General features: G+C 50.7%; 12 protein-coding genes. 8 read left to right on the top strand and 4 right to left on the bottom strand.

Annotation, left to right across the window (positions count from 1 at the left end; all coding sequences use genetic code 11):
- Window positions 1-205 precede the first annotated feature (205 nt).
- Complete coding sequence (locus MHH92_RS24685) at window positions 206-991, top strand: AraC family transcriptional regulator (RefSeq protein WP_036605807.1); 786 nt, start codon at window positions 206-208, stop codon at window positions 989-991.
- A gap of 347 nt (window positions 992-1,338) precedes the next feature.
- Here the strand turns inward: MHH92_RS24685 and asd are convergent, their stop codons facing one another.
- Both asd and MHH92_RS24675 read right to left on the bottom strand, forming a co-directional pair.
- Window positions 1,339-2,130, bottom strand: a complete 792-nt coding sequence (asd, locus tag MHH92_RS24680; protein ID WP_047841263.1) for an archaetidylserine decarboxylase — start codon at window positions 2,128-2,130, stop codon at window positions 1,339-1,341.
- Between the two features lie 85 nt (window positions 2,131-2,215).
- A complete protein-coding gene (locus MHH92_RS24675) occupies window positions 2,216-3,346 on the bottom strand; it encodes a YheC/YheD family endospore coat-associated protein (protein WP_315370467.1) in 1,131 nt (376 codons plus the stop codon).
- Window positions 3,347-3,861: 515 nt separating this feature from the next.
- On the opposite strand from MHH92_RS24675, the gene MHH92_RS24670 reads away from it, so the two are divergent.
- Entirely contained in the window at window positions 3,862-9,084 is a 5,223-nt protein-coding gene (locus MHH92_RS24670) for a WIAG-tail domain (RefSeq protein WP_340906991.1), read from the top strand.
- A 170-nt stretch (window positions 9,085-9,254) separates the two neighbouring features.
- On the opposite strand, the gene MHH92_RS24665 is transcribed toward MHH92_RS24670, so the two are convergent.
- The gene (locus MHH92_RS24665) at window positions 9,255-10,820 is read right to left on the bottom strand and encodes a M4 family metallopeptidase (RefSeq protein WP_036673412.1); all 1,566 of its coding nucleotides are present in this window, start codon (window positions 10,818-10,820) and stop codon (window positions 9,255-9,257) included.
- A 44-nt stretch (window positions 10,821-10,864) separates the two neighbouring features.
- Window positions 10,865-11,182 carry a hypothetical protein gene (locus MHH92_RS24660; protein WP_127547053.1) on the bottom strand — a complete coding sequence of 106 codons (318 nt, stop codon included), beginning with the start codon at window positions 11,180-11,182 and terminating at the stop codon, window positions 10,865-10,867.
- Window positions 11,183-11,588: 406 nt separating this feature from the next.
- Here MHH92_RS24660 and MHH92_RS24655 point away from each other — a divergent pair, with 406 nt between their 5' ends.
- The 6 genes from MHH92_RS24655 (at window position 11,589) to MHH92_RS24630 (ending at window position 18,519) form a co-directional block, all read left to right on the top strand.
- On the top strand, window positions 11,589-12,545 hold the full coding sequence (locus tag MHH92_RS24655) for a glycosyltransferase family 2 protein (RefSeq protein WP_340906990.1): 957 nt from the start codon (window positions 11,589-11,591) through the stop codon (window positions 12,543-12,545).
- Between the two features lie 41 nt (window positions 12,546-12,586).
- A complete protein-coding gene (locus MHH92_RS24650; protein ID WP_340906989.1) occupies window positions 12,587-13,699 on the top strand; it encodes a glycosyltransferase family A protein in 1,113 nt (370 codons plus the stop codon).
- Window positions 13,699-14,472, top strand: a complete 774-nt coding sequence (locus MHH92_RS24645; protein WP_340906988.1) for a glycosyltransferase family 2 protein — start codon at window positions 13,699-13,701, stop codon at window positions 14,470-14,472. Before MHH92_RS24650 ends, MHH92_RS24645 begins: the two co-directional genes overlap by 1 nt.
- Window positions 14,469-15,200, top strand: a complete 732-nt coding sequence (locus MHH92_RS24640; protein WP_340906987.1) for a sugar phosphate nucleotidyltransferase — start codon at window positions 14,469-14,471, stop codon at window positions 15,198-15,200. Before MHH92_RS24645 ends, MHH92_RS24640 begins: the two co-directional genes overlap by 4 nt.
- A gap of 686 nt (window positions 15,201-15,886) precedes the next feature.
- On the top strand, window positions 15,887-16,726 hold the full coding sequence (locus MHH92_RS24635) for a GT-D fold domain-containing protein (RefSeq protein WP_036605938.1): 840 nt from the start codon (window positions 15,887-15,889) through the stop codon (window positions 16,724-16,726).
- Between the two features lie 65 nt (window positions 16,727-16,791).
- Complete coding sequence (locus tag MHH92_RS24630; protein WP_340906986.1) at window positions 16,792-18,519, top strand: glycosyltransferase family 2 protein; 1,728 nt, start codon at window positions 16,792-16,794, stop codon at window positions 18,517-18,519.
- Window positions 18,520-18,573 lie beyond the last annotated feature (54 nt).

Genomic DNA, 18,573 nt, shown 5'->3' with positions numbered 1-18,573 from the left:
ATTTTCACCTTTGTAAAAGTGAATCAAAAAATCTGGGGATAACAGCGATCGGAAGGTTGTTCTGTCATCGAAGTGGCAAGTGTAAATGTTCTATAGTTCAATTTCTATAGATACTGAAATACATATGGCCTGGATTGAAGAAGTGAGATTCAGATCAGAATGATGCCATATGCAGAGAGATTAACTATCAAGGGGGAGTGGCGACATGCTGCAGGCATCGCCGTCATCATTTGTTATTTTGCCCGCTGTCGCCAAAATTGTCTGTGAACCGGGCTGGAAGTGGCAGAAACGGGAAAAACCGATGCAAAACTATGATTTATTTTATGTATGGAGTGGTGAAGGAACGCTTGTACTGAATGACCAGTCGTATGAAGTTGGCAAGGGTAGTTGTTTTTTGTTCAGGCCAGGAGATCATCCTACTGCAACACATAATAAGCAAAAACCGTTGGTACTTACGTATATTCACTTTGATGTGGACGTGCCTGTTGCTGACGTTCCCCAGTCCTATCGCGAGGTACAGGAAACGGTGGAGTTTGAGCATTTGCTGGCACGTTATGTAAGACTGTTCTTATCGGATGTGTACGGACGTGATGAAGAGAGCCGATTGATTCTGAAACAATTGATGATTCATCTGCTGCGTGCCGATACGGAAGAACCTGTGGAGAAAAAGGTAAGTAACCAGTTGTCCGATGTGATCCAGGAGGTCGCCAATTATGTGCGTCAGCATCCGGGGATTACGCATAGGGTGGAAGATCTGGCTGCGCGGGCTGGCTTATCGCCCCGATACTTCTCGATCAAGTTCAAGGAACTGGTGGGATCATCGGTGCAATCTTATATCATCCGCATGCGTATTGAACGGGCGGAACATCTGCTGGTGCATACCGGCATGAATGTGACCGAAGTGGCGGATGCTCTGGGCTACCGGGATATTTTCTTCTTCAGTCGTCAATTCAAGCAGTACACCGGCAAAAGCCCGTCCGAGATTCGTTAAAATTCTGATGAGAAAAACAGGACACCGTTTCAAGTCTGGAACGCAAGGGTAATTATCTAGCATTCCAGATGACCAAAAGGGGGAACTTGTGATGAACGGAAAACGTCGGGTCCGCAACCGGGGATGCTCTACGAAGGGATGCAATATTTTCCGGAACCGTCTGCGTCGCTTCAAACCGGCAGAGGACTTGCAAGATGTGTGGTTTTGAGGAGAACTCAGCAGACCAATAACGACGGAGCGAAGCTTCGTATTGCATGTATATATGGATGAATATGTATTCATAAAGAGGATGGCGCAATACCTGGTTACAGGTGCTGCGCCATCCTCTTTATTTGCGTATAGACTCATTAGTTCTTCGGTTTCAAACGACCAAGCAATGCTCCCATTTTGACCGAATCGCCTGGCTGTAAGCCCGGGTTTGGTTCGAATGTGCCACTCTGCGTCAGCAGAACAACGGTGGAACCGAATTCAAAATAGGCCAGATCATCGCCTTGTGCCCAGGTACTTGTGTCCGTATCAGCATATTGTATGCTACTCACGTTCATCGCACCTACTTTGACAACCGCCACTTCACCGTAATCATGTGCGATATACGTAATGAGTCGTTCGTTTCGACTAAGCACGGATCTCATATGGGTCAGGCCAAAGTCATTCACGGGATAAACTTTGCCTTTGATGTGTTCGCTCTCTATTTTGCGGCCGCTGACAGGTGCATGAATGCGGTGATAGTCGCGAGGGCTGAGATAGAGGACGAACCCGTACCCGTGCTTGTACTTCTCCAGATGGGGAGAATGGTTTAATAATTCAGCAAGTGTATAATTTTGTCCCTTAACATTCAGGAGTGTCCCTGCAGATATTGGACCGGCTGCCGTAATCTTGGCATCTACCGGGCTGATCAGTGCATGCTCTGAAAGTTCCAACGGGCGCATGCCCGGCTTTAATTTGCGGGTAAAGAAATCGTTCAGTGAACGGTATTCCTTCCAGTCTTTCTCGGCCTCCTGAACAGGGATGTCGTAGGTCCGGACAAAATAAGGGATAAATGCCTTACTTCCCCGGCTTTTGGAGAAGGCTCCCACGGTCCGGGAGATCCATTTGCGCGAAGAAAGCTCGGTCATTAATCGCAACAGCGTTTTTGCCATGAATATCCCCCTTAGGGTTAATGCGAACTTCAAGGCCGGCAAGACCGGCCGTTCTGCATAATATTGACACAGAATGCACACGAAATCAATATAGTCTCCTATCGTATGTCTGCGGTTGTCTCGGAATTCTCGAATTCTGTTCCAGCAGCAGACGCCCATAAGCCATCGGTTTGCTGTACGTTGCCTTCCAGTGTTCCGACATTCCCGCCTTGCGAAAACCGTAACGCTGATCCCGTCCATTGCATTCAATAAAATAGATCTGGCCGCTGCGCGTTATCCCGAGATCAAGACCCAGATCAGCCAGATGTGGAAGACTGGCCGCCAGGTTTTGGGCAATTCGAAGGGCAACGAGTCCGATTCTGTATTCCAGTCGAGCCAGGTCGAAGCCAGATTCTCCTAATCCAAGGGCCTCTGCAAGCTTCATGACTTTACCACCCTGGGCGATGTTGCTGACAAACGTATGGGCAGGAGCCGCTTTGGCAAACATGCCTGTTATTCCCCAAAGACCATCGCCACCACGTTGTACAGATACCCGCAAATCTACCGGCCTGCCCTCATAACGTACCAGTGGGATACGCTCTTCAATGAGGTAGGCATGGCGAAAGATCCGCCTTAGGGTGGCGGAAGGAAGCTGTCCTTTGCTCAATCGGAAGGTAGCCCACCCTTTGCGTGCCGCCTTCGTCTCACAGGTTAGTTTCCACTGTCCATCTCGCTCAAAGACTCGCAGAATCCCATGACCGATGCTACCGCTGCATGGTTTGATGACGAGGTCATCATATTGTTCCATCATATAGGCCAGAGACTCTGGCGTAGCTTTGACTGCACGGGGCAGGTGTTCTCGCAAGGCGAGGTCCTGATGAAGCATGTCATGAATGTGATCTTTACGGTACCGGTTGCGAACGTTGAATACCTGGATACCCTGCAACATCAGCTTGGTGATCTGATGCTGTTCCGTCCGGCGAAGCTGGAGTGATCGGTTATGAATGACGGAGGGCAGTGGCATGCGCTCGCGAACATATCTGCCTTCTTTTTTTACATAGGCAAGACATGTTTTTTGATCCGAATCGATATCTTCCAGCCTCAAAAAGCAGGGAGTTAATCCATAACTGGCCGCTGCCTGTTCATAATTCGCGAGTGATTCCTGACCGGTCCTTCCGGCCGGTATCCCCCGGTACATGCGTGAATCGAACATAATGCCGATCGTTTCTTGGAGCATGACCGTTCCTCCTTCGATGTTATCGCGACCATGGATCGTCCATTCATGGAATGCCGGCCTGTCACCGCATGGCTCAGACATCGCGATAACGCAGACCGGTGTGTAAGATGCATCGCCAAGCACTAGTGCTTGCTCAGGGCGTGTCTAAAACTCTGAAGGAAGCAGGTTTTGCCGAATCTTCGTTCCAAGCAAGGAAGTTTTCCGCAGGCGTGCCGGGGCACGTCAAGGGAAAGTGACACAGCAGGGGGCGAAAAGACGGTGAAAGATGCATTTCAGCGAGTTTTCAGACACGACCTAGATATAATATCCTATGACATGACTGGGACGGGGGCGTGGACAGCCGCCTTTCCTCTGCTGCCCTGACACGCCTATTTCCACGAAGATCATCGAACCTTCCTGTCTTGACGCCTGTACATCCGTACTCTGGAATCCGCAAAAGTCATAAATGAAGTGGCAGATGCCCATATGGAAGCATATGATGCCGGAGACGAACGTTAGAGGAAGGAGCAAGCTGCATGAGTAAAAATGGCAAAAAGAAGGTTCCAACGCCGAAACTGCGGCATGTGAGCCCGAAATACAAAGAATTGGAACTGACTGATCGCCGGGCAGACAAGATGAACTCAGGTTTCACTGTGAATAGGGAAGAACGTTTAAATACGAATAAAAGGGAATCAAGGGCTGTTCAGGAGTCGGAAGAATTCCTATTCGACTCAATGGAGCTACCTGCTTCAACAAACGAGCTGGAAGAGGTGGAGATCGAAGCCGAAATCAAGCCGGAACCCGTAGAGTCTGATAGCAAGGAAATCGAGACAGAAGATAGCTCGGATAAGCAAATTCAGGTTAGCAGCGTGGCTCCGCTTGTTCTGGAAGAAGAGGTGGATATCATCAAGCAAGAAACAACAAGCAAGGACCGGCTGCAGATCCTGAACCAGAACCAGATGCCGGGTCATACCGGACATTACATCTACACGGACGACTTGAGTGAATTTGCTGTTACGGAGAGCAAGTTGGCTCCTTTCTCTGTAGATGCCTCCAAGCTGAAACCGGATGCGGTCGGCAGTGAAGCATTGCAGGATTACGCGGTGACCAGCATTCACATTGCAGACGGGGCCATTGTTTCAGCGAAACTTGCGGAAGCGTCTGTATCTGAGGAGCACCTGATTGACGGTTCTGTGTCTGGTCACAAAATACGAAATGCTTCTATTGCAGGCGAGAAAATCAGAGATGGCAGTATTACTTCTCAGAAGCTTGGCAACCAGGCCATCGATTCGGCCAAAATTGCCGACGGTTCTATCAGCACAAGACATCTCAGCCGCATGCTGGTAACGGAAGAATTAATCAAGAATCATGCCGTAACTGGAGACAAGATCGCGATTAGCGGGGTGGATACAAGGCATCTCACGGGAGGAGCTGTGAATACCTCCAAACTGGCTGACGATGCAGTGACTACAACCAAAATTCGTGAAGCTGCTGTCACAGGCAGCAAAATCGAAGAACACTCCATCGAGTCTCACCATATTCAGGCAGGTGCTGTTAAACAGACACATCTGGCAGAAGGGTCTGTCGGTCGTTCACAACTATTAAATGGCAGTATTGGAAGTGACCAGATAGAGGATGGATCCATACAAACAAGACATTTAGCTGAGGGTTCACTAACTGGAAGACATCTGCTGGACGGTTCAATCGGATCAAGTCAGATTCGCGCTCATTCCGTTGGCAAGGAGCAGATTGGCAACGGAGAAGTGGGCAGTGAGCATTTGACAGAAGGTGCAGTAACCAGTAGCAAACTGGCAGACCAGTCTGTTGGAACAGCAAAATTGCTGGAACAGTCCATTACGGCATCCAAGATCTCTGATCAGAGCGTCATTTCTTCCAAAATTGCGGATGAAGCCGTACAGGGTAAACATCTTGCCAAAGGGTCCATTCGTGCTGAACACATTGCAAATCGGGGAATTACGCCGGTACATGTGGACAATTCCGCAATTCACTCTATTCACATTGCAAGTGGAAGCATCGAGGCAGCTCATCTATCTGCCGGAAGTGTGTCCGGAGACGCTCTTGCAGACGACGTGGTGTGTGAGCGGCATCTTGCAGAGTCGGCCGTGGGTACGTATGAATTGCAGGATGCTGCCGTTACAGACGTTAAACTCGCGGATGGAAGTGTGACAACAGAAAAGCTTGGAACGGCATCGGTGAGTAGCAGAGCGCTTGCCCCGGGAAGTGTTATATCCTCGCATCTTGCGAGTGGTGGAGTCACAGGGACACATCTGGCTCCAGGCAGCGTGGGTTCCGAGGCCCTGAGACCTTATGCAGTGAAATCGGAACACTTGACAGAACATGCCGTAGGTGTACCTCATCTTCAGCCGGGTAGTGTTGAAACGGATGCGATTGCACGGGCCGCGGTCACAACAGACAAATTGGCTATTGATAGTGTAACTTCAGCCCAGCTGGCTGGCGGGTCCATTTTTCCGCCTCATCTAACAGATCATGCGGTTACCTCCCCCAAGCTTTCACCAGAGAGTGTTGCAACAGATAAACTGGCGGATTTTGCTGTCACGTCAGCTAAACTGGCAGACGGCAGCGTGACTTCTTCCAAGATTATGGCAGAGAGTATTAACGCCAAACATATTCCAGCAGGAACCATCCGCGGATATCACCTGAAGCAGCATGCCGTTTCACTGGAACATTTGTCGGAAGAAATACGCTCGCCGGAATTATTTGCTGATGGCAGTATTACCGGTAACAAACTTCAGCATGGCTCCATAAGTGCGGACCATTTGACAGCAGACTCGGTATCCGGGACAGAACTGCAACAGGCTGCTGTAGGTAGCGAGCACTTGCAGCCATCCGTTGTACAATCCGTCCATCTGGCTGAAGGCAGCGTGAAATCTGACCATTTGGGGACTCAAGTAGTGAGCTCACAGCATCTGAAGCCAGACATCATTCATGAGGAGCATATTGCTGAACAGGTGGTCACATCGCATCACTTGGCACCTGGATCTGTCGAAACAGACCATCTGGCACCTTTATCCATTACAGCGGCTCACCTTCAGCCAGGTTTGATCAGTGGTTTGCATCTTCAGGCAGAGTCGACAAGTGCTGTTCACCTACAGCAAGGAGCTGTGCATTCCCGTCATATTCAAGATGGTGAAATACTTCCTCATCATATCCATGAACGCAGCATCGGAACATCTCATCTGGAAGAAGAAGCGGTAAGTACGATTATTTTGCAGGATGAATCTGTAACACGCTCCAAACTAGCAACGGGTAGTGTGGATGGCAGCAAATTAGCCGCAGAAAGCGTATCGGCTACTCACCTTGCCAATGAAAGTGTGCAAACCCGTCATATCCAAGAAGGCGCAATCCTTGCTGATCATATTCAAGAGTGCAGTATTGGCTCAGTTCATCTGGATGAGGAGTCTGTAAGTGCGGTTCATTTGCAAAATGGATCTGTAACAAGTGTCAAACTGGCGGATGGCAGTATCAACGGCAGCAAATTGCTTGAAGGAACCGTATCGGGGGTTCATATTGCGTCCGAAAGTGTGCAAACCGGGCATATTCAGGCTGGGGCCATTCATGCTGACCATATTCAGGAGCGGAGCATCGGCACAACCCATCTGGAGGAGGAAGCAGTAAGTGCGATTCACCTGCAAAATGGATCTGTCATCAGTGCCAAACTGGCTGACGGCAGTGTAACCGGCAGCAAGTTGATCGAAGATGCGGTGTCGGGAATCCATATCGCTTCTGAAAGTGTGCAATCCCGCCATATCCAGGCAGGAGTAATCCTTGCTGACCATATTCAGGAACACAGCATTGGCATGCTTCACTTGGAACAGGAAGCAGTAAGTGCCATTCATCTGCAAAATGGATCTGTAACAAGTACCAAGTTGGCCGACGGCAGTGTAACCGGCAGCAAGTTGCTTGAAGGAGCAGTATCAGATATCCACATTGCAGACGATAGTGTGCAATCCAGTAAGATTCAGGCAGGAGCCATTCATGCTGATCATATTCAAGAGCGGAGCATCGGCACAGCACATCTGGAAGAGGAGTCGGTAAGTGCCATTCATTTGCAAAATGGATCTGTAACGAGTGCCAAACTGGCGGATGGCAGTATAACTGGCAGCAAGTTACTCGAAGGTACGGTATCCGGGATTCATATCGCATCGGAAAGTGTGCAATCCGGGCATATTCAGGCAGGAGCTATTCATGCTGGTCATATTCAGGAGCGAAGCATCGGCACAGCCCATCTGGAAGAGGAAGCCGTAAGTGCGGTTCATCTGCAAAATGGGTCCGTCACAAGTGCCAAATTGGCTGACAGTAGCATTAGCGGCAGCAAATTGCTCGAAGATACTGTATTGGGGAGCCATATCGCGTCGGAAAGTGTGCAAACTCGCCATATCCAGGCAGGAGCGATCCTTGCTGATCATATTCAGGAGCATAGCATTGGTACGTCCCATCTGGAAGAGGAAGTCATAAGTGCGGTTCATCTGCAAAATGGGTCTGTAACGAGTGCCAAACTGGCGGATGGCAGTGTGAGCAGTGACAAACTGCTAGAAGATGCGGTGTCGGATGTCCATATTGCCAATGGAAGTGTACAATCCCGTCATATCCAAGAGAAAGCTATTCATGCTGACCATATTCAAGAGCGAAGCATTGGAATCTCCCACCTCAAAGCGGAATCGGTAAGTTCGATTCATCTGCACAATGGTTCCATAACAAGTGCCAAAATGGCTGACGGCAGTGTAAACGGTAATAAATTGCTTGAAGGTGCGGTATCGGCTATCCACATAGCAGACAAAAGTGTGCAAACTCGTCATATCCAGGATGGAACCATTCTTGCTGACCATATTCAAGAACGCAGCATTCGCACAACTCATCTGGAAGAGGAAGCAGTAAGCGGGGTTCATCTGCAAAATGGGTCCGTCACAAGTGCCAAATTGGCCGATGGCAGCGTGAACGGCAGCAAACTGAGTGAGCAGAGTATTACCTCTAATCATTTGAATGCGGGGATTGTAGGTCCAGCGCATCTGAGCGAAGAGATATGGAATGCGATTCGTCAGTTCAGTGGAGAAACGCTGGAGCAACTGGCAGCTATCAAAAGACAAGAGGGATTGCTTCAACCACAAAATGAGGTTGTACAGCAATCACAGCAGGTAATCGTCAAGGCATTACCGAGTGCTGGTCTGGAGCAACAACAAGAGCTGGTATCCCAAACAGATCAGCTTGGCGAACTACCGGCAGCTTTGTTCACAACTGAGCAGGCAGTGCAGGCAGATCAGGAAGATCAGGAAGATCAGGCTCAGCAACCACAGCTTGAACAGTCACAGGAGATCGCTGGAACTACGGAGTTTATGTTAAGTGAACAATCGATTACACAAGAGCATCTGTGTGATGATGCCGTGGGCAGCAGCCAGTTGCAATCGGGGGCAGTTCAGGCCAAACATCTGGCCTTCCAACCCGTTCGCAGCGTAAGCAAACAACCGGTTGTACAACAATTCGGGATGGAAGCTTTTGTACTGCCAGAGAGTGAAGTATGCACAGAGGTAACTGTTGTTTTTGAAGAATCATTTGCTTCAGAACATTATGTAATTGTGGGCATGAGCAATGATCGGGGATTCCAGATTTCCCTGCTCTCGCAGAGTGAGGATGAAGCGGTACTTGAAGTGTCACGTACAGCAGATTGCAAGCATACGTACGGATTGTTGTCATGGATTGCTGCGGGACCTTCGCAAGGATAGTGCAAGATTGTATCCGTAATAAACAAATGACAAAAGCGGTGTCCAGAGTTGTCCGGGACACCGCTTTTGATTGATATAAGCTTAATCCGTTCGGACGGTGAGGGGTGTCTGAACGTTTTGTTACCATTAGGATGAGTACATTATAAGTTCAATTACAATAAAATAAGATTTTACAGGCCTACAGCTTGATATGCTTTGGTAATAGCAGTAGCTTCAGCGGAAGTTGCTCCGTACAGATCTTTGGCTGCTTGAATGGTAGCTGTTTTGGCAGCGGCAAATTTGGACGTTGGTGTCAGGTAGTTCACCAGTGTGCTGTAGAAAATCTGGATCGCTTTATCCCGACCGATTCCGGTAACAGTCACACCATTATGTGTTCCGCCTTGAGCAGCAAGGAAATAGGCTTTATTGATGATACCACTGTTGATATGGACACCGCCGTTGTCCTGTGAGCCTGTGTAGCGATCGCTGTATTTGTCAGGTTGACCATACAATGTAGGGTTGGAGAGGGAGCGTAGCGCATCTCCTGGAGTGTTAGGTGTGTAGATATCATCACCGAGCAGCCAGTTTTTGCTTTGGATCGTATTACCGAAAATATCGGCAAAGGCTTCATTGAGTGCGCCTGGTTCATTGCGATATTCCAGATTGGCTGTATATTCAATAACACCATGCGTCAATTCATGGCCCACAACATCCAGATCACCAGACAGGGATCGGAACATCGTTCCATCGCCGTCACCAAAGACAATCTGTGCCCCGTTCCAGAAGGCGTTATTGTAATTGGAGCCGTAGTGCACGGTTGATCTGATCAACAATCCGTTACCATTAATACCGTTACGGTTGAATTTGTTTTTGTAGAAATCATACGTAGCAGCGGCATGAGCGTGAGCATCTACACCTGCACGATCAGTCCATACATTATCCGAATCTGTGAGCAAGCTACCAGGCAGTGATGAGCCATTGTTCGCCGTGTACGTTTGGATGCCATTGCCGCGAGTGGTGTCTTTCAGTTGGAAGGTGCTGCCGGATTGGGTGGTTGTCAGGGTTTTGGTATCTCCAAGTACACCTGTACCTGTTCCGGTGGCAAAGTTAATGAGGTCAAACTGGGATACGATACTGCCATCCACTGCGTTAATGAAATATTTGGTCCGTAGAGGGGCAGGTTCGAGTACGTTTACTTCCGTAATGTAAACCAGATACGTCTGACCATCTTCTTCATGATGATAGATGTTCAATTCAGCTTGAGGTGTGATTTCCGCGGCGCCAAGCTCTCCAATCCGGGAGGTTGCTTCTTCGGTTGCAATCTGGATCGCGTCTTCTCCGCTGATCTCGGCTACACCATCATTCGGAATGGCCTGCTCTTCAATCGGTGGAAGATCGCCAAGTGCGGAGCTCACGGCTCCGGTTTTGTCCAGGTGGACCGTCTGTTCTGCACCATAAACCGGGATACCTTTAATATACTGTTTCAGGCGGAAGTGTCTTACGCCAGATGTATCTGTGTTTCTTTTGACAATTTTGAGTTGGGATTTCACATCGGAATTCAGGAATTGTTCCTGCTGTCCGAGGTAATTAAAGATAGTGTCATCTGTTCCACTGTTCAATGGAATACCCTCCTCAGAGGCATAAGGGGCCTGAAGTGGAATGGATTGATCAGACACTGGAGCTGCAGTAGCAGAGGATACGGAAGCGAGCAAAAGAGCTCCTCCAAGAATTGTTGGCATAACTTTGGCAAATTTCATAGTAAACTCTCCCATTCTTAAACTTATTTTTGGTTGGAAAATGTTCATGCCAGTCTCGGTTGGAATTCCGTCTGCAACTTGGGCAGCGCGGAGCGTGGGGCTAGACCTGAAGCGTGGAATGAGACAAGAAACGATTGGAACAAAATCGGCTTGGCCTTAGCTCGGGAAGTGTTAAGCACGACACCAAACAAAAAGGATAACCGTTTATTCAGTTCAACCCGAAGGTTGAATCGTCTATTGTGTTCCTCTTTCAGAAAGCCGGGGGTTGTCCAATTGCGCAGGTAGAAGATACGTTCACGGAAAACTGGGGTGTTCAATCCGGGTTTGCGTAAATGACAAAGGCAGTGTGTTCTGAACGGCATCACTCCTCTCAAGAGTAGAATGTATCTGCTTAACAAGATCTGTGAATGAGGTCATAATCTAATCAACCTAAGGTCAATAAATTGATTTAAAAAATATAGGGGAACTTATGTTCACCACAAGGTTATTTTTGTAAATAAAACTGCTTGGAACGTATATTATCACAATGTAAAACTTTGGAAAAGATACAATTTTAGATTTTTGTTAAATTTGTGTCTGAAGTAGGGGAGAGGTAGCGTTTTTCACATATTTTGACGTATTTTGTCTAAAAGCAAGGCCTGTATCCTCGTGTTCACAGGGAGAACCTGCTTAGTGCAAGGACAAACGCCGTTTCCACTGCTCCACGAATACATAGAATAACGTGTACTCCCTTGGCATGCCGATGATCGAATGCGGGAGGTGAAACTGTTGCGCAAAACCCGTACCACAGCACGTTATGCAACCCGAACCAATGTGACACGAAGAAAAACAGTGCTGAAGAAACGAAGATGGAAGTCTGGACACAAAAAGGGTACAAAGGCCTATACGTTCGTTATTCCATCCAAACAGCTGATGTCACAGGCTAAGGATGGAGTAGAGAATGGAGCGGAAAATGGCATGAGTGATGCTCCTTCACACAGGGGGGGTTCTCAGCGACCGATGCTCTCGGTTATTATCCCTGCTATGAATGAGGAGAAAAGGATTGGTGCAGTTGTCCGTGAAGCGCTGCGGATATGCCGTGATGCTGAAGTGCTTGTCGTTGTGAATGGTTCAACAGACGGCACGGCAAACGCAGCCAAACGGGCTGGAGCACGCGTGCTCACGTATGCCGAAGCACTGGGGCATGATGGAGGACGAAAAGTAGGCGCAGCTGAGGCGCGCGGTCAGGTATTGTTATTTACTGATGCAGATATCGCAATTCCCGCAGAGCATCTTGCACCTTACGTGAAGGCTGTGCTGAAGGGAACGGATGTGGCGCTTAACGACTACCATGGGCCGGTCACTCATCATCCCGTTCATCCCGTAGTGGAGGCCAAACACATGTTGAACAGCATACTTGCAAGATCCGATCTCCGGGGGGCATCCATGACAGCTATTCCACATGCAATAAGCCGAAAAGGACTTGAGGTCATGGGGATATCCTCACTGGAAGTTCCGCCACTTGCACAAGCCAAGGCAGTGATCGGCGGACTTCGGGTACGCGCTGTTCATCACGTACCTGTGGGTAGAATGAATGCAGTACGAATCAAGAAGCGAAGCGGACCTGATCTGCTAAGTCAAGTGGTACTGAATGATCATATGGCAGCGATTAAGTGGATTACGGATACGCTCGGTTCCCGCGGAGGTTATACCGATCTGCAACGTGTTCGCAACCTGGCGAGGTAAGCATGTCGCATCGGATGATGCAACATGCTGGAGGTGAGGAAATGAAGGGACGTTCAGGGGTTGTCCGCCGCAGGCGGACAACAAGTAGACCAACGACAGCAGGAAGAACAGTAATGAACAAGCGTCATAGGAACAAGAAGCATGTAGATATTCAAAAAAAAAGAAGAAGCCGAGCAAAGTCTGGCCCAGTAAATCTGCACTTGATGTGGAAAGCGGGGCAAGTTGCAGGAAGCGAGGCAAAGGCAAACAACACAGTATCAGAAGAACATGCACGTCTCGTATGGAATGCACACGCGGTGAACGTTGCGGAGCTAAGCAACTTCGAGCTAGCTCTGAAGGCAGGTAAGGCATTTATGCAGGGTTATGCTCAGGCCTCGGGACATTCATTCCAGATCGTGCCACTACCTCTTCGTCATTCGGCTGCTGCCATTGTCTGTGCCTGTAATGAAGAACACACACTGGGGCAGGTGTTATTGCAACTAAAGCGGTTGCCTCTGACGGATATTATTGTGGTACTGAATGGAACGACAGATGACAGTTTGAAGCAGGTACTAAGGCAGCCGGGACTTACAGTAATCTATGAACCGGATCGGGCAGGACATGATGTGGGCCGGGCACTTGGAGCCAAGATGACGGATGCGGAGACGGTACTTTTTGTGGATGGAGATATGGTCGTCTCGGCTGAACAGCTTGCACCCTTTCTGTTCGCGGTTGATCGGGGACAGGATGTGGCGTTGAATAATCTGACGTCTTTGCTTCCTGCGTTTGCAGGGCAGGATGAGGTAAGCCGGGTCAAAGCATATCTGAACCGAACATTAGGCAGGGCAGATCTTGGTTCCAATTCCATGACAGCCGTGCCTCATGCATTATCTCGTCGTATGATTCAGACCGTGAAGCCAGCATCACTGGCCGTTCCACCTAAGGCACAAAGTCTAGCTATTCAGCATGGAATGAACGTCTCGGCACCAAGTCAGGTGGATGTTATTCGTTCCAATCGGTTGCGTCCTGGTAACACGGGAAGTGGGAATGATGTCGCCAAATTGATCATCGGAGATCATCTGGAGGCACTGGCTACATTGCTGGGTACAGGTTGGAATCCAGCCCAGGCACATACACTCTCCCGTGTAGAAGTGGCTTACAGGAGGAACGCCTAATGACACTGACGAGTATGATTATCCCAACTTACAATGGGCTGGATCTGATCAGGCCCTGCATCGATGCCATACGTCAATACTCGGGCGATCCTGCGTCATATGAAATTATCGTGGTAGATAACGGTTCGACGGATGGAACGGCTGAATATTGTGCGCTGGAGCGAATTCGATTTGTAAGGTTCCCGGACAACCGGGGGTTTCCGGCAGCGTGTAACGCTGGACTTCGTGCAGCTTGCGGGGATGAGTTGTTGCTGTTGAACAATGATGTTACGGTCACGCCCCGTTGGCTGGAGAACCTGCGAACGGCTCTGTACAGTGACGCAAGTATTGGGATCACGGGTCCTGTTACGAATTATGCAAGCGGCATCCAGCAGATTGAACTGGCGTTTCGGGATATGGAACATTTTCAGGAGTTGGCCAATTCCAATAATGTTGCGGATTCTTCAAAGTGGAGGGAAGTACGCCGGATCGTCGGTCTGTGCATGCTGATGAAACGAGATGTCGTGGAATCGGTTGGACTGCTTGACGAGGCATATTCTCCGGGACACTATGAGGATGACGATTATTGTTATAGAGCAAGATTGCAGGGATACCGCCTGCTGGTATGTGGAGATGTTCTCGTGCATCATCAGGGAAGTGCCAGCTTCCAGAAGACAGATCCGGTAGCGTGGAAACAGCTGCTTGAGCGTAATCGTTCGATTTTTATGAACAAATGGCATGTCGATCCGCTTGAATATATGGACATATCCGATGAAGGAGGGAACGTGGAATGAAAGGTGTAATTCTTGCCGGCGGAACAGGAACTAGACTGTATCCGCTGACCCGGCTCATTAACAAACATCTGCTTCCAGTCGGTAAACATCCGATGATTATGTATGGCATCGACAGGCTCCGCCAGGCAGGCATTGATGAACTATTGATTGTGATCAACAAACATTCCGCCGGGTTATATACAGAGTATCTTGGTGGCGGAGCAGATCATGGGGTCAAGTTGACTTATCGCATTCAGGAAAAGGCAGGCGGGATTGCGGAAGCGTTGGATCTGGCAACTACTTTTATTCTTCCTGGCGAAAAATTCGTTGTGCTTCTCGGAGATAATCTCTTCAGCGATGATCTGAAGCCTTATGTGGACCGTTACATGCAGCAACCTGCTGGTACAGCGCGAGTTCTGCTCAAAGAGGTGGATGATGCACGACGTTACGGGGTGCCTGTTTTTGATTCAAAGCATCCAGAGCGAATCTCGTACATTGAGGAGAAGCCAAGCCAGCCGAAAACCTCTTATTGTGTGACGGGCATATACATGTATGACGATCATGTATTTAACCTGATTCGCAATATTGCGCCGTCTGCGCGCGGAGAACTTGAAATTACGGATGTGAATAATCACTATGCGTCTGCCGGTGGACTGGAATACGACATTTTGCAGAAATACTGGAGTGATGCAGGTACATTTGAATCGCTCCAGGAAGCAGCTGTCCGTATGAAAGGACAGTTGCCCTAAAATATATGCGACTGATGCTGCCGCTGTGCGGTGCCCCATGGGAGCAGAACACTCTGCGCCGGAGCTGGAAGGATGCTCCGGCGCTTTGCGCAGCGACAATCCTCGTGCATGCCAAAGGAGGGAATGGCGTGAGAGTAGTGACACGCACCGGGCCCGCTAGGGCCTCCGTGTCGGGTAAGCCCCGGGGCATCCACCCGGCCGTATTTATGGGCAGTGGCACTCCGACAGCAGCAGTTACAGGGTCTGCTGGAGTCAGAGGTGTGAAGTCAGGGAAACGGAGTACCCTGACCAAAGCGGGTACATCTGCAGGCGCAGCGCATAAAGCTGCTGCAAGGAAAGCGAGCAGCACAGGCAAAGCTGGCTCTGCGGGCGCGAGCAGAGCGGCAAGAGCCAGCCGCACCGGCAAAGGCAAAGCCGGCCTGCGCCGGGCCACTGCTGGGCGCAGGCCGGCACCAGCGCGGGGCCGGCGTGCCGCTGCCCGCGCCAAGCAGCGCACGGCGATGCGCCGTGCGCCCATGCCAGCACCGCAAGCCAGCACGCCACAGGCGATGCCTGTAAGCGGTGCTGGCCCCGCCCCGCGCCAGGCGACACAGCCGAAGGGTGTCGCCCCTGCGGGGCGGGGAGGCGCTGCCGGCGCGAATGCGGGCAGCGCGAAGGGGTTGCCGCCTCCGCCCGCGGAGCACGCAGTGCAGGCGGAGGCCGTGCCCGGCGGCTACGCCGAGGGCTACCGCGACGGCGTATTCGCCGGCGGGGAGGCGCTGGTGGCGCAGCACATCCCGCCGGATCACATTCTGCCTGCCGTGGCGGCGGCAGATCTGATCGCGGCGGGATTCCGCCAATACGCGCCCAGCCTGGCCCGGCTGTCCAGCCCTCATGAGATGGCTGGACACATCACGGCGGCGCTGGATGCGCAGCGCCCCTTGTCTGTCGTTCGCCTCGGAGATGGCGAACTGCTCACGCTGGCAGCCGATACGGTGCTGCCAGGCCACGAAGTGCAGGAGCTGGCACCGTTTCTGCCCTATGCAGGGGTGCCCTGCTCAACCCCCGACATCCGCGCGATGCTTGCGGAAGCCATACAGGCCGCCGACTGGGTTGGCGTGCCGATCTCGCGGGCGCCGACATTCCAGGGGTTGTTATTCCCGGTATTACGCCACTTCGGGATCGACTGGTCCCGGCTGAAATTGACCAGTTCCACGATCAATTACAGTCTGCATCAGTCTGGCCTGGTGTTGCCCTTGATGCAAGGACGGCGGGTTCTGCTCATAGGCAGCCAGGCACCAGAGCTTGCGGCACTGCTGCATAACCGGGGGATTCATGTCACAGGTATCATTGGTTCTGTGGCGGGAGTTATGGATATTCCGAGGGTGATGCAGCAAACCTCAGAACATGCTTTTGATATCGCGTTGGTGGCGGCGGGAATTCCGGCGGTCATTCTGTGTCGGCGAATTGCAGGTGAACTCGGCAAGGTTGCTCTGGACTTTGGACATTTGGCTGACAAACTGGTAACAGGAGAGCTTCAACTCTAGTGGACGTCCGGGGGCTGGTTATGTGCGTGTTAGCCTCACGGACAAGTGGAAATGGAGGGAGCAACATGAGCACACCCGATCAACAGCGCGGGGAAGAACGTCATAGCCGCAGCAACAAGGTTAAGGCTCGAAACGTAGTCCGTCGAAAGGGTCACAGTCATCTGAACATCATTCCAAATATCAGCACTCGCAGTGACAACAGCCGCAGTGAAAACAACAGGAATGGCAGCATAAGCAACGAAAAAAAAGCGGCCCGCCGTGCCACACAACACGATGCCTCGCGATCTGACATGGCAGTCCTGCATGCAGCAGGTCGTCGCTCAATACGGAAATCCAGACGTAAAGGCAAAAGCAGGCGCACACCCAAAGGCGCCAGGCTCTACAAACAGGGGTATACCAGAGGATACAACGAAGGTGTCCGCCAGGGACAGAACTCGTTTGGTCTTGTTTTTGAAGGGGTCAGCATCATTATTCCCACGTACAATCAGCGGGAGTATGTGCTGAAATGTGTGTCCAGTATCGAAAAACATACCCCTGCCCCCTTCGAAATCATTGTTGTGGATAATGCCTCCAAGGATGGAACTGCCGAGGCCATGCTCCGCAAAGGCGGCATGGTGAGGGTGGCTGCCCTGGATAAGAACCGGGGGTTTGCCGGAGGTGTCAATCATGGGCTGATGATGGCGAGAGGACGACATATCATCGTGCTGAACAACGATACGTTGGTTACTCCGGGCTGGCTGGATAACATGATGACTTGTCTTGCCGGTGATCCGAAGATTGGTGTGGTGGGCCCGGTGACCAACTATATTGGCGGGGATCAGCAGATTCAGGTTCCGTACCGTGAGGTAGAAGAGATGTGGTCTTTTGCCGCCACACATAATCGTCCGGATGCAGACAAACATCGAATAACCGATCGCTTGGTCGGATTCTGCTGGCTGTTCTCACGGGAGCTGCTGGAACGGGTAGGTTATCTGGACGAAGGGTACGCGGTGGGCAATTTCGAAGATGATGACTGGATCATCCGGGTGAAGCTGGCAGGATACCAGCTTGCGGTAGCCGGGGATGCTTTTATCCACCACTTCGGAAGTGTCAGTATGAAAGCCTTGGGTGAGCAAGACTTTGCTGTAGTGAATAAGGATAACGAGCAGTTTTATAGCCAAAAGTGGGGAGATCCCCATGCGCTGGTTGCCGAAACCTCCCGCTTGGCTAGACAACAAACCTCTGGTACCCCATCCGATCAACAAGAGGAGGGTGACACAAACCCAATGGATCCGCGTCAGCGAATCTCAACGCAGGGCAGCCAAGATCCAGCATTACAGTTCAGACACAGTTATGATTTCTACCCGGAAGGTTCGTTCCTGTCCGATGCCAAAGGAGATGTCTATACTTTAACTGGTGGTCGGCGGCGTAAGTTGAACATCCCTGTACCGCGTGGAATATCTCCTGTTCAGGTTGCCAAACCGGACCTGCTCGCCATTCCTGCCGGAGAAGCACTGATATCAGCGGGGGACGTGCAAGGATGGCCGAGGGAATCACAACAGGTGCATACGACAGCGGTTCATGGTTCTCACCATGGCTGGGCAGAAGGAAGTATTGTTGCCGCAGTGGATGCACCCGAGATTCGATATCAGATCAGCGGAGACAAGCGGAGACGATTTGTATCGGTCTATGCGGCAGAACGTTGGGGTGTACATTCTGGGCATATTATCAGCGTGTCTGCGGACCAACTGAATGCGATGGAAGAAGGCTGGCCCATTATCGCCCCACCTCAGCTCTTGAATCCCGATCTGTAATGTCAGGCGATCTGTTTATGCGAATCAGCAGCATGATGCGGAATGGAAAATGTA

Source organism: Paenibacillus sp. FSL M7-1414 (genome assembly GCF_038003195.1).
In the GTDB taxonomy this organism is placed as follows: Bacteria; Bacillota; Bacilli; order Paenibacillales; family Paenibacillaceae; genus Paenibacillus; species Paenibacillus amylolyticus.
This window is presented reverse-complemented; position numbering and strand designations above follow the sequence as displayed.